This window comes from Citrobacter sp. S39, assembly GCF_009495675.1.
Classification (GTDB): domain Bacteria; phylum Pseudomonadota; class Gammaproteobacteria; order Enterobacterales; family Enterobacteriaceae; genus Citrobacter; species Citrobacter freundii.
The window spans coordinates 134,785-146,704 of the sequence record NZ_CP045557.1 but is presented as its reverse complement, the minus strand read 5'-3'; the positions used below and the strand labels follow the sequence as shown (position 1 = coordinate 146,704).

Sequence of the window (11,920 nt, the reverse complement as noted above, 5' to 3'; positions counted from 1 at the left end):
TGATCATAAAATAAACACCACTGAATTGTCGGGTATAAAGTTAGGTTTTGCTTTCGTCCCATAAGTGGTGAAAATACTACCCGATTTGGCTAAGCCAAAGGAGATAGAGTCACCAGTAGAATCTTTGAGCAATTCCATAAAGCCAGGTTTGTTAGCCATAAAAACATAAGTCGCTCCAGCTTGCGCATAGACAGTTATGTTTGTGTTCTTTGGTAGCCAATTTGGGAGCGTAATCATCTGTGTGATGTTGCCACTTGCACCCGGATTACTGTTTAGATAAGTTTGCGTTGAATCTACATAATTTAAATAGGAGGTAACTTGCTGCTGAATCAGTGATTCATCGTATGATTTTTTTTCCTTATCTGATACTGCGCCAAAAATAAAATAAGAGACAATGAGCATTATCACGAAACCTAAATAGCTTGCATTCATTTTCGTACCTTCAATATTGCAATTATGATTAATGGATAATATTATATAAATGATTTTAAATCAAAGGTACATGTTATGTTTTATTTTCGAGTGAGTGCATTGTTACCTATTTTCTATTTATCTGTTTTTTTGTTTTCAACTCAAGTTCATGCTTTTTGTTTCAAAGAGGCTGGAGAACGATATGGCGTAGATCCGCTACTGTTGATTGCCATAGCTCAAACAGAGAGCGGTCTAGTTCCTACCGCTACTAATATCAATAAAAAAGGAACACCAAAAGAAAGTATCGACATAGGACTTATGCAGATCAATAGCATCTGGTTTGGTCAGCTTTCAAACGAATGGGGTATTACTCGGAAAGATCTGCTTAATAACCCCTGTCAAAATGTTTATGTTGGAGCATATATATTGGCTCTTAATATAAAGAAAAATGGAGTTAACTGGAAATCAATTGGTGCATATAATGCGGGCTTTTCGGACAAGACAGAAGCAGCAAGAATTAAATATGCCAAAAAGGTGTATAATTTCTACATTCAACTATTATCTAAAAATAGAGATATTGTAATTGCAAATGCCTCAAGGGGAGTGTTAGTCAAATGAAATGCAAAATTGTAATGTGCGTAACCTTTTTTATGCTTATCGGGTGTAATTCAGAAGATGTTAAATCCGTAAGCTACTACAAAGAGCATAAAAATGAACGTATTGATAAGCTGAAATCATGTAATAAAGAAACACGTCCGACAGAAGAATGTAAGAATGCAGCGGAAGCTCAGCATCAGGTTTATTTCCAAAAATAGATTTTTTTGCATGCAAAAAAGGACATAAAATGAAAGCATATCTCAGTACATTGATAGCAGCGTCCTCCCTGTTCATTGGGGCAAACAGCTATGCTACGGTTGTGGACGGTGTTGATGTTGGGGACGTTCTAACGGGAGACACAAAGCTAGCGTGTGAAGCGACACTATGCTTAGCTGGATCAACTCGACCAGGTGAATGTGTGCCATCGCTTACCAAATATTTCAATATAACTAAGAAAAAATGGAAAGATACGTTAAAGGCAAGACGAAACTTTTTAAAGTTATGCCCTGCGTCAGATGAACAGGGAATGCCTGAACTTACAGATGCCATTGTCGGGGGGGCGGGGCGCTGTGAAGCCGATACGTTGAACAGGGAGCTATTGGAACAAAAAACATTTATGGTTTGTAGATCTGGACGAAATGATCTTGATGGTTGCCAGGCTATAACAAAATATCGCATATCTCCAAACATGCCTTCATACTGCAAAGTATATTTTGGCAATGAATACACTGACTTTAATATTAAGTATTCGGGTGTTTCGGAATGGCAAACAAAAAATGAATTTAGCAAGAATCCTAAAGGTCAGTGGGTGACTCAATGATGACTATATCAATGCTTTTAAATTTGAATGAACTAAAAAAGATTGCCAAAATGCATGGTTGTATTGATGTTCTTCTCTCAATAAAAGAAAAGCTAGAATTGATAATTGAACAAAAGAGAGAGGAGGAGTCAGTTAGTATAAAGAAGATGGCTGAGAAACAGAAAAGAATTAAAATGTACAGAGAATTACTACAGCAAGATGGTATTTCTCCTAGTGAGCTTTTACCAAATAAGCCGATATTAAAGACCACTCAAATTATGAAGCCAAAGAAAGGAACTTATATTTATTATGATGGTGATAAGCAAAAGTTTTGGAGTGGAAGAGGTCGTATGCCCGGTAAAATTAAGCGAGCAATCGAATGTGGGAAGTCGTTGGATAGTTTCATTTATTTAGGGGGTGAAATTGATAGGTAAATTTTTGCATGCGAAATTATTTCTTGTAATTTATTTTTCTCTATCCCTCGATGTTTATGCAAAAACCATTCATGTAAGTTATGTTATTGATGGTGACACAATCGTTTATAAAGAGAAACAAGATTATAAAAAAGTTAGATTATCTTGCATTGATGCTCCTGAAATAAAACAGCCCTATGGACTAGAGTCAAAGTTAGCATTAAAAGAATTAATTGGTGGTAAAAATGTTGAAATAGCAGTATCTAATATAGATAAATATGGTAGAGAGATAGCTAATATTACGTACCAGAATCAAGATATAAATCTTAGGATGGTATCAAGCGGTAACGCATGGGTATATGAAGCATTTTGTCGAGATCAACCGTTCTATGCGGCTCAGATGTATTCTAAATTACATAAGATTGGATTGTGGGCAACTATTAATCAGGTTGCTCCGTGGGTATTCAGAAGGGAACAGCATGGTATTAATAAATAGTAGACACCAATTTTATAGGACTAAGTTAGGTTTTTCTCTAAATGTTGATGATATGAGTTGTGGGGTGGTGTTTGTAATTAACTCAGATCAGGATCTAATATGTTCGCTGGATGGGGGGGATTCAATCACATTGCATTTTGAAGATGTTGAGTCATGGCCTATAATTTACAGGAATTATACCCCGAAATTTTTTAAGCTCATTGGTTTAAATTCAAATAAATTATGGAATCCTGAAATTATCAATCGCATATGGGATATGCTTTCTTTAGGCCGTAATGTTTTGTTGATCTTACAGGAGAGTAACTGTCAAGCCGTATTACGGCGTATGAATATTCTTTTTGAAATGTCAAAGCTAAGAAACTCATACTTCAACAGAGCAGGCTCTTTGCCGCCTGCACCGCAGAATCATTAAGACTAAAAAATAAATTTTTTACACTTAATGATTGAATTAAAAATGAGGTATTTGGGATTGCAGTTTCAGTGTTTAGCATTTATTCTCATATGGCTGTAGGGATTGTAGGAATGGTTAACGGGGTGGCCGTTCCTGCATGCTCTACAGTTTTTTTTTGTCAAAATTTAGCCATGCTAATCATGCCTATTTATCCGGGGAAATTACTAAATTAGTTGTTGCGAAATAGGCGAAAATCGCCTATTCTGTTTTTGCGGGGGCGACAGAAAGCCACTCGTTCTGAGAAGGCTAAGCCCTCAAAGGAACGTAATGAATATTTCTGATGTTGCAACCATAAAGACTAACTTCCCGGATGCAGATTTCTGGATTGTTCGTCGAGGCTCTTTAAATTCCGTGGGTGAACCGTCCTACTCTTTCAACAAAGAGAGTATAGGTGTGAAGGTAACTAGGAGCGATCTGGTGCTTCCTAGATACCTTTATTATTGCTTCCTTCATCTTCATATGTCTGGAGTCTGGAAGCCGTTAGCGACGGGTACATTGAGCCTGGTTAACATCACAACTCATGACGTTAAAAACATCGTCCTGAATCCGCAATAACAATGAGCAGGGGGGAAACCCCCGTTCATTCTACAGGGGCATAGAATGTCAAATAAAAATGAAATATCAATAAATTTACCATCACTGAATCAGCAGCGATTTTTTATTTTAAAGTCTGAAACAGAGCAAGCTATTTCGATGCTTAAAAAGAATTTGGATGGTAAGCCATTTCCAAAAGTTGAGAACATCAATTACTCGACTATTGATCCACGCATTTTTTGTACAATTGAACAAGGTTGGGTTGCTCCACCATCAGAGCTTATTGATGCTTGGTTCACGCAAGTAAAAAACAATTTTATAGAATATGGCACGGACGGGAAGCTAGGAAGCTTACTTGGTTTACAGGGGCGTAGCGCTGATCGTCGGATTAGGGCGTATCGTAATGGTGCTGAAATTATCCCATATGGTGTATGGCGTGCTTTCCTTGAACTTACAGGTCGTGTCGTCGTTGATGTTAAACCTGTTCTTGGTGTCTTTGACTGCGAATAGTCTTTTTGACTGAAAGGTACTATTTATGTCTGATATTCTCAATGTTCTTAGTATTGCGGAAAAGTGGCGTGAAGATCATCCAGAACATGCAACAAAGGGCATTGTTATGATTTGGAATGGGCAAGTTTATGGATGGAAGGATTCTTTAAGAGATGCTCATAGCGAGCGTCCTGGTGTTATTGCTGTTGACGTGAGAGAACACATCTTTGTTGCCGAAGGTGGCAATGATTATGATGGCGCTAAATGTTGGGTTGTTAAAAACTAAATGGGCGTTAAAATGAAAACTATGAAGAAAAAAACTGTAATTATCACTAATATATATACAATATTCATGTTGCTATTGGGAGTGGTAGGTGGTGGTTGTTTCGTAGTGTTTTCGTTCTTGGATGGGTATAATCCCCTTGCAATAGTTTCTTCTGCGGCTGGTAATGCAATTTTTAAAGAAGAGATATTTTCCGATAGCATATCTGGCTTTATTCGTATCTGGAATGGGAAGGAACTATTCTCAAGTGACTTATTTCTAATTCTGTCTGGGATTTCATTTATAATTGTAGTTTCTTTATTGACATTTTTCCTATGCCTCGAATTGGCTGTAAGAATGAATAATTGGTTATGCTATTTTTATATAAAAAGTCAATATGGGGATAAGTTTAGTAAACGTTGGATTTGTATTCATAAGAAAAATATTGCAAATTTCAGAGATAAATTATTAAATACTAGTTTAAATGATATAAATAGAAAGTCTGAACTCGAAAGCGCTAGCTATGAACATTACATAAAATGGAAGCAGCACTATGAAAGTTCTATGTCATATGACGACTGGAAGAGGAAAGTGTTGAAAGGAACTTAACTTTTGCATGCAAAAAAAATTAAATACATTTAAAGAGGCCGCAATAAGCGGCCTTTATTTATAGGTTAAATAATGGCAATGTCCTGATGGTTACAAGAATGGTTTGTTGTGCTTTGCTTGATAATGTTAAATAACTTTTAAAATGCGCAACAGATTCAGGATCGGCTGCTTTACTCAAGATCGCTTTTTGTAATAGAGAGGTAAGTTCTTCATGATTTGATGTATACAGTTTTTCATAAATATTGTTTCCATTATATTCTCTGGCATACAAAGCCGCTCTAACTAGTTTAGTGGCTTGCTCAATCCAAATATCATTTTTATATGAAGCTACTAAAGTGTTTATATATTTATCAATAGCGATGCTATTGTTGGTTTCTAACATAAATTAATCCTCATTTACTATGTTGGTTGTCATTCTGTCCAGTATATTTTATTTAATTGCGTATGGAAATATAAATAATCTATACAGGGAGCGTTGCTTGATTTAATCTGATAATAATCCTTACTCCGTACAAAACTTGATTTTGTGTGGAGTAAGGATTTGCCCTCCCCGGCGAGGGGGGAATCTAAAGATAGGTTTTCTGGCAAGGGATAATCTCTTTGATAAAGCGAATTATTTCTGCTAATTACTTTTCAATATTCTTTATAAAATTAGAATAATTCTGTTGTGTTCAAATGCCTATATATTCCATAATATAAAAACCTTGTGGTTGAAGTTTGTGGTTTATATAATTTAAATTATAAGTTTTCGCATGCAAAAATAATATAGTGAAAATATCGGAGAATTAACAATGAGACTATTTATTGCAGAAAAACCTGCGGTGGCTAATGATATTGTAAAAGCTTTGGGGGGGGACTTTACAAGAAAGGATGGATATTTTGAAAGTGGTACAGATATTGTCACCAACTGCTTTGGTCATATCATTGAATCTCAACCACCTGAAAATATAATCCAGCTTATAAACTATGGTCGCTGCAAACGTTGCCTCTGAAACTTTTTCCTGTGAAGTATCAACCAAAAGAAAGTTCAGCACATCAGGTTAAAACTATTCTAGAACTACTAAAACGTGGTGATGTGACTGAAATAGTTCATGCTGGCGATCCAGATGATGAAGGTCAACTTTTAGTTGATGAAGTACTAGAATACGCTCGTAATACAAAGCCAGTAAAACGTGTATTAATTAACGATAACACATTACCGGCGGTGAAAAAGGCGCTGGCTAATCTCAAAGATAATCGTGATTTTAAAGGAATGTCTTTAAAAGCACTGGCACGTTCTGTAGCTGATGCTGTGTATGGTTTTAGCATGACTCGTGCCTATACCATTCCTGCTAAGGCCAGAGGCTACCAAGGTGTCTTATCTGTTGGCCGTGTACAAACTCCCGTTCTTGGCTTGATCGTTAAACGCACACGCGCCCATCAATCACATGACGCAAGTGTTTATTACACTATGACAGGCCATTTTGTACGTGGTAACGATGTTTTTACCGCAAGCTGGAAGCCTGGTGAGTTTGCACCGCTAATCGATAAGCGGCTGATTGATAGAGCTTGGGCTTACGGAACGGCTTCAACTTTGGAAGGGAAGCGCGCTACTGTAGAAGCTGCCGCAGTAGATGATAAAGAAACAGCCGCGCCATTACCGTTTAACCTACTTAGGTTACAGCGATGGGTAATTAAAAAATATAAACTTACCGCTCAAAAAGTCCAGGACATTACTCAGACTCTCAAAGATACTCATAAGGCGATAACTTACAATAGATCCGATTGCTCTTATCTGTCAGACGAACAATTTAATAGCGCTCCGGCAACGTAGGCAGCATTAAAAGGAATACTCAATCCAAATTTTGATATTGACGCAACTCGTAAAAGTAAGGCTTTCGATAATTCAAAAGTTACCGCGCATACGGCAATAATCCCTACGAATAATGTTCCTGATCTTAATCGTCTGAGCAACGATGAACGAAATGTTTATATGGAGATTGTTAACCTATACGCTGCTCAATTTATGCCTAGAAAGACATAAAAAGAAGCATCTATAGCAATTAAAAGCGGTGATGAATCTTTTGTAGTTCGTGCTAAGAAAACTACTAATATTGGCTTTGAGGTGCTTATTGGTTCAGATGGTGAAGATGATTTCGATGAAGATAGCGCGAATGACGGTGATAACTCGGTATTTGAGCTTTTGAGTAAGATCCGAACTGGTGAACAGTTAACTACTAATAAAGTTATTGTTAACGAGAAAAAAACAACACCACCGCCACTATTCACCGAATCTAGTTTGCTGGGGGCATTGGTTCGCGTTGCTGATTATGTAACCAATCCTGAAATTAAAAAATTACTTAAAGAGAAAGACAAAGATAAAAAAGATGAACATGGAGGTATTGGTACGCCAGCAACACGTGCGGCTATACTGGAAACTCTCAAGAAAAGGAATTACATAACCGTTGAAAAGGGTAAGCTAATTCCAACTGAGACAGGTTATGCATTATTTGATTCATTGCCTGATAATGCAGTAAATCCCGATATGACTGCGCTTTGGTCAGAGAAACAAACTGCGATTGAGAACGGTGAATTGTCAGTCGAACAGTTTATTAATGAGCTATACATCGAGCTTGAGGGGCTTGTCGCAGAAGCTAACGTTGATAATCTAAAAGTGGAACCAAGGGCTGTTGCAGGTCAAGCGCAACGTCTTGAGTCTCCTTGCCCGAACTGCGGAAAGGATGTAGTGATCCGTCCTAAAGTGTGTGCCTGTACTGGATGTGAATTTAAAATTTACAAAACATTATCTAGTAAAGTATTAACCGATAAACAAATTGATACTTTGATTACTAAAGGTATTACATCTGAATTAAAAGGGTTCGTGAGCAACAAAAACAATAAAGAATTTTCAGCCAAAGTTAAATTGGTTGATAAGGTTACGGGCAAGCTGGGTTTTGAGTTTGTAGCTAAAAAAGCATAATTTATACTTTGATAAAGGCCGGGTAAACGGCCTTTTTAATGTGAACTATAGTGCATAAGTACATTGTTTCAACATGAATGATAGGTTAAAATTCACACACGGTCACTGGAGGATATTTCTGATGATAAATAAATACTTGCAACAACCTGATACCCTTGCGACCGATAAGCTATCCAAAGAGCTAGATACGACTCTAATAAGCGACAAGCCCTCCCTGTTGGTACTGAATGCAGATTCAGTACCTGTAGAGCATAACGAACTGGCGCAGCGTTTGGAGGGCTTCCTATCGACGAAGGGTGAACCCACTGTGCTAAGAGTGGTAGATGAATTTCCTCCATTCGATCAGGATGCTCTTAGACAAATTGCTCTGATTCGCGACGGGCGATAAAAGGCCGCGTTAGTGGCCTTTTATCCGGCGTACTCTCACAAATCTTCCCGCAATTTCACGTAGCGCACCGCCGTTACTCCGTTACTGAATCCATCAAAAATACTCACCGATATTTTTCGCACCGCAAACAACCTAAGTGACTGTAAAACAACAATTCACGTTCGCGCCGGTTACGCATCGATGACGTTGGCCAACTTCCTGAACGACTTCGACCGCTATAGTAATTTTGAACAAGATTCCCGGCGCTCCGGGCGACGTGTCCGGGCAGATCGCCGCGCACTGGTCGCCAGTGCCGCTGGCCTTTTCCCAGCTCCGGGTTAATTCCTCCGTCAGTTAGACATACAGCGTTTTCTGCCCAAACAAAAAAAGTCCCATTATGGGATAAAAATCTTGCGGAAGTCCTAAAATGGGACTACTATATATGCATTAAGATAATTGCTATCAAGACACTTAGGGATTTCTGGACGGCGAATCCCGATGCAGAACAGCCGTTAAAAGCCTGGGTAGATGAAGCCAGTAAAGCAGAATGGAAAAACCCGGCTGAAATTAAAGAGCAATACCGCAGTGCTAGTATCCTTAAAAACAGGCGAGTGGTATTTAACATCAAAGGAAATGACTATCGGTTAATTGTTGCCATTGCATACCAGCGTGGATGGATGTTTATCAAATTCATTGGTACGCATAAAGAATATGACAAAATAGATGCTGAAACCGTCAATCTGGAGTGAAACATATGCAGATTAAACCAATTAAAACAGAACAGGACTATGTAGCAGCATTACGCGCTGTAGAGCCTATGTTTGATAATGAACCTGCCGCCGATACACCGGAAGGGGATTTTTTTGAAATTATGTGCGTACTGATTAGCGAGTATGAAAACAAACATTATCCAATTGAAGCACCTGATCCAGTTGAAGCTATTAAGTTCAGAATGGAGCAGCAGGGTTTAACAGTAAAAGACCTTGAGCCAGCTATTGGTAAATCTAACCGTGTCTATGAAGTTCTTAATCGTAAACGTAATCTGACTCTACCGATGATTAGAAAATTACATACGATGTTCGGCATTCCGTTAAAAAGCCTTGTTGGAGGGTGACAGAATCGCTATGAATAAATTAAAGAAAAAATCTTATAAACGATTATCGAAAGGTGAGTGTAATGTCTAATTTAATTGATAGTGTATTGAACGAACGAAGTGAAAATAGTGAATGTTTCGAGGGTTTTATTCAGGCCATCTTTAATGATTATGACGCACGAGCCATTGACCGTAATCAAGCGGCTTTAGCTATAAAGTATGCTTTTGCACTTATTGAGAATGGCAATTCCATCGCCGCAGTTGATTGGATTAAAACAGGCCGTAAACAAATTAGATCTCTGATGGTGAATAATCATGGACAATCTGTTAAGTGAAGGGCAGGGCAAGCTTCTGGTTACTATCATGATTCTTGGCGGTGTAGCTGTCTTTCTTTCAGTCTGCCTGGGTTTACTTATGTTATTCAAAGGGTACTAATATGGCGGGTTGGTGGATGCCAAAAGGTCAATTGAAAATTCTTCGGGAAATGAGCGCCGGGGCAACTCTTTGGCGCGACAGCAAAGGGCGTTTTTTTATCGGTACAGATAAAGTAAATTGTACTGTTTCAGCAAAAGCGTTATTCAATAAATCATTGATCATGCCTGATCACCGGGTTGTGAATGGCATGGACACTATGAGAATTACCCCGACAGGTCAAAATGAGATGGGGTATAATCGTCACCAGATACTTTAAAAGAGGGTGTGCAAAATGAATTATGATGAAATAACAAAAATCACCGCTGAACGTATCGGAGACTATATGAACGAAGCCATAAAGACCGATTCTAGAGGCGTTGCGGAAATGTTTCATAATGCGGCGTGGGGCGCGCGTTCATTGTGGTTTGAACTCGTATCAAAAATAGATATAGATATGCACAAAAAAAACAGGTATACGAGTTTTGATTTGAGTAGAAAGATTGAAAAACAGATAAATGAATTTAGAATAATTACAGATCGTGAGCGCATTCCATTATTGAGAGAAGGACAAAAAAATGAAATCATTTAATATCGAAACACCGTCTGAAGCTAAAATTGACGTAACGCCACATTCATTTACACCAGAAATGGTTAAGTCAGTTTTTCGTGATAATGCTTCCGTCATGTACATTGGTGAAATCTATAAAGGAAATCCGGCATTCAAGGACTGGAGCCAGCGGCTTACATTAGGAGAGAAATTACCTCGTGGTAAATATTTTCGGAAAGAGGAAAGAATACGCGCTTTGCTCAATACGCGGCTAGATACGGTTAAAATAACCACTTTCCATGTTCAGTGACAGGTGAACTATGAGTGACTCTAATATCGCTAAATATGTTATTTTTCTTGGGCTTTTTATTGCTGCTGGTTGTTTGTTATTTATGGCCTTTTTCTAATGAAAAAACTTAAAGGTGATGTTCAAAAATGCCCTCATTGTGGATATGATGAATTTTATGTGAGGGCAACGGTTAGTGGTACTACGTCTATATTCTATCGTTTTGATGGTGAAGATGCAGATAATACTCATATGTGGGATTATGTCACTACGACAGAAAAGAAAACCGCATTCTGCGGAAATTGCCAGAAACGTTTAGGAACTGTCCAGGAGGATTTATCATGAGCACCGTAGAAAAAATACTAGATAGCATCGGGCTTAAAGCCCATGAACTTAACTCGCTTGACCAGACGGATAGCCTTATAGTTTGTCGAATCTTTGAGGCTGTGCAGCAGTACGCGATGTATCGTGATAAGAACCCTGCGCTGGAAAGTGAGTGTGAAGAAATACAGACAATTATAAGAAAACATCTTAATCAGAGCGTGATCAGATAATAACAGGCCGTGTAGCGGCCTTGTTTTGCCTGTTCTCCCGTAAATTCTCCCCGTTAAACCCTCCCGCCAAATCGCAGATTTCACGTAGCGCACCGCCGATGCTGACTACATCAAAAATACTCACCAATATTTTTTGCACTGCAAACATTCTAAGTAACTGTAAAATAACAATTCAATGAAACGACAGCGATCGCTCGATGGCGTTGGCCAACTTCCTGAACAACTGCGACCGTTACAGTAATTTTGAACAAGATTCCGGTGCGTTCCGGCACTGGTTGCGGTACGATTACCCCGCGCCAGTTCGCTGACGCTCCGGGGGCTGCGTCCCGGTTTGTTCCAGCCCCCGGACTCCCCTCATTAATTCCCCCGCGCCGTTAGACATATAGGTAATTCTGTCCAGTTCTGCTGGCAGCGCGAGATCTGGCCTGATAGTATTGTGTAATAACGACAGGAGGTAGGCATGACATCTTTTCTTCTTATTGCGTTTGCTCTGATAGTTGTCGGTAGGCTTCTGCTGCGAAAGAGCCTGAATAGACTCCACAATGAGTATTACCGCCACGCTGACGAGCGGGGATGCGCGGAACGTTATGAATCTATCGTTCGCCTTTACAACTCAAGAGATCCCCGTGATTTAGAATC

21 protein-coding genes and 1 pseudogene are annotated in these 11,920 nt (G+C 38.8%); 20 read left to right on the top strand and 2 right to left on the bottom strand.

Annotation, left to right across the window (positions count from 1 at the left end; all coding sequences use genetic code 11):
- Positions 1-3 precede the first annotated feature (3 nt).
- Positions 4-432 (bottom strand): type IV pilus biogenesis protein PilM, encoded by a 429-nt coding sequence (gene pilM / locus GFB57_RS25390; RefSeq protein WP_109862493.1) that lies wholly within the window; start codon positions 430-432, stop codon positions 4-6.
- Positions 433-507: 75 nt separating this feature from the next.
- Here pilM and GFB57_RS25385 point away from each other — a divergent pair, with 75 nt between their 5' ends.
- From GFB57_RS25385 to GFB57_RS25340, 10 genes are all read left to right on the top strand, one after another.
- Entirely contained in the window at positions 508-1,029 is a 522-nt protein-coding gene (locus GFB57_RS25385; RefSeq protein WP_213707343.1) for a lytic transglycosylase domain-containing protein, read from the top strand.
- Positions 1,026-1,226 (top strand): EexN family lipoprotein, encoded by a 201-nt coding sequence (locus GFB57_RS25380; protein WP_290367003.1) that lies wholly within the window; start codon positions 1,026-1,028, stop codon positions 1,224-1,226. The genes GFB57_RS25385 and GFB57_RS25380 overlap by 4 nt, the downstream gene beginning before the upstream one ends.
- 29 nt (positions 1,227-1,255) lie before the next feature.
- Positions 1,256-1,828, top strand: a complete 573-nt coding sequence (locus GFB57_RS25375) for a TrbM/KikA/MpfK family conjugal transfer protein (protein WP_259689239.1) — start codon at positions 1,256-1,258, stop codon at positions 1,826-1,828.
- Positions 1,825-2,241 carry an H-NS family nucleoid-associated regulatory protein gene (locus tag GFB57_RS25370; protein ID WP_290367002.1) on the top strand — a complete coding sequence of 139 codons (417 nt, stop codon included), beginning with the start codon at positions 1,825-1,827 and terminating at the stop codon, positions 2,239-2,241. The genes GFB57_RS25375 and GFB57_RS25370 overlap by 4 nt, the downstream gene beginning before the upstream one ends.
- Complete coding sequence (locus GFB57_RS25365) at positions 2,231-2,716, top strand: thermonuclease family protein (RefSeq protein ID WP_290367001.1); 486 nt, start codon at positions 2,231-2,233, stop codon at positions 2,714-2,716. Before GFB57_RS25370 ends, GFB57_RS25365 begins: the two co-directional genes overlap by 11 nt.
- Complete coding sequence (locus tag GFB57_RS25360) at positions 2,700-3,128, top strand: hypothetical protein (protein ID WP_290367000.1); 429 nt, start codon at positions 2,700-2,702, stop codon at positions 3,126-3,128. Before GFB57_RS25365 ends, GFB57_RS25360 begins: the two co-directional genes overlap by 17 nt.
- A gap of 306 nt (positions 3,129-3,434) precedes the next feature.
- Positions 3,435-3,722: a hypothetical protein gene (locus tag GFB57_RS25355; RefSeq protein ID WP_119918925.1), complete on the top strand. Its 288-nt coding sequence runs from the start codon at positions 3,435-3,437 to the stop codon at positions 3,720-3,722.
- 45 nt (positions 3,723-3,767) lie between these two features.
- The gene (locus GFB57_RS25350) at positions 3,768-4,211 is read left to right on the top strand and encodes a hypothetical protein (protein ID WP_290366999.1); all 444 of its coding nucleotides are present in this window, start codon (positions 3,768-3,770) and stop codon (positions 4,209-4,211) included.
- A 25-nt stretch (positions 4,212-4,236) separates the two neighbouring features.
- Positions 4,237-4,476, top strand: coding sequence for an antirestriction protein ArdR (locus GFB57_RS25345; protein WP_290366998.1), 240 nt, complete (start codon positions 4,237-4,239; stop codon positions 4,474-4,476).
- Between the two features lie 12 nt (positions 4,477-4,488).
- On the top strand, positions 4,489-5,061 hold the full coding sequence (locus GFB57_RS25340) for a hypothetical protein (RefSeq protein ID WP_142972604.1): 573 nt from the start codon (positions 4,489-4,491) through the stop codon (positions 5,059-5,061).
- A gap of 58 nt (positions 5,062-5,119) precedes the next feature.
- Here the strand turns inward: GFB57_RS25340 and GFB57_RS25335 are convergent, their stop codons facing one another.
- A complete protein-coding gene (locus tag GFB57_RS25335; RefSeq protein ID WP_290366997.1) occupies positions 5,120-5,443 on the bottom strand; it encodes a hypothetical protein in 324 nt (107 codons plus the stop codon).
- A 409-nt stretch (positions 5,444-5,852) separates the two neighbouring features.
- Here GFB57_RS25335 and GFB57_RS25330 point away from each other — a divergent pair.
- The 10 genes and pseudogenes from GFB57_RS25330 to GFB57_RS25285 all read left to right on the top strand — a co-directional run bounded on the left by GFB57_RS25330 (position 5,853) and on the right by GFB57_RS25285 (position 11,281).
- Positions 5,853-8,020: pseudogene (locus tag GFB57_RS25330) on the top strand (DNA topoisomerase).
- A 121-nt stretch (positions 8,021-8,141) separates the two neighbouring features.
- Positions 8,142-8,408 carry a hypothetical protein gene (locus GFB57_RS25325; protein WP_290366996.1) on the top strand — a complete coding sequence of 89 codons (267 nt, stop codon included), beginning with the start codon at positions 8,142-8,144 and terminating at the stop codon, positions 8,406-8,408.
- Positions 8,409-8,833: 425 nt separating this feature from the next.
- Positions 8,834-9,136, top strand: a complete 303-nt coding sequence (locus GFB57_RS25320; protein ID WP_213707355.1) for a type II toxin-antitoxin system HigB family toxin — start codon at positions 8,834-8,836, stop codon at positions 9,134-9,136.
- Positions 9,137-9,141: 5 nt separating this feature from the next.
- The gene (locus GFB57_RS25315; RefSeq protein ID WP_222214653.1) at positions 9,142-9,501 is read left to right on the top strand and encodes a transcriptional regulator; all 360 of its coding nucleotides are present in this window, start codon (positions 9,142-9,144) and stop codon (positions 9,499-9,501) included.
- A 62-nt stretch (positions 9,502-9,563) separates the two neighbouring features.
- Positions 9,564-9,815 carry a hypothetical protein gene (locus tag GFB57_RS25310; protein WP_213707359.1) on the top strand — a complete coding sequence of 84 codons (252 nt, stop codon included), beginning with the start codon at positions 9,564-9,566 and terminating at the stop codon, positions 9,813-9,815.
- A 101-nt stretch (positions 9,816-9,916) separates the two neighbouring features.
- On the top strand, positions 9,917-10,171 hold the full coding sequence (locus GFB57_RS25305; protein WP_259689245.1) for a hypothetical protein: 255 nt from the start codon (positions 9,917-9,919) through the stop codon (positions 10,169-10,171).
- A gap of 15 nt (positions 10,172-10,186) precedes the next feature.
- A complete protein-coding gene (locus GFB57_RS25300; RefSeq protein ID WP_213707361.1) occupies positions 10,187-10,483 on the top strand; it encodes a hypothetical protein in 297 nt (98 codons plus the stop codon).
- On the top strand, positions 10,470-10,751 hold the full coding sequence (locus GFB57_RS25295) for a hypothetical protein (RefSeq protein WP_290366995.1): 282 nt from the start codon (positions 10,470-10,472) through the stop codon (positions 10,749-10,751). Before GFB57_RS25300 ends, GFB57_RS25295 begins: the two co-directional genes overlap by 14 nt.
- A gap of 96 nt (positions 10,752-10,847) precedes the next feature.
- The gene (locus tag GFB57_RS25290; RefSeq protein WP_213707364.1) at positions 10,848-11,072 is read left to right on the top strand and encodes a hypothetical protein; all 225 of its coding nucleotides are present in this window, start codon (positions 10,848-10,850) and stop codon (positions 11,070-11,072) included.
- Complete coding sequence (locus tag GFB57_RS25285) at positions 11,069-11,281, top strand: hypothetical protein (protein ID WP_290366994.1); 213 nt, start codon at positions 11,069-11,071, stop codon at positions 11,279-11,281. The genes GFB57_RS25290 and GFB57_RS25285 overlap by 4 nt, the downstream gene beginning before the upstream one ends.
- The last annotated feature ends 639 nt before the right edge of the window (positions 11,282-11,920 follow it).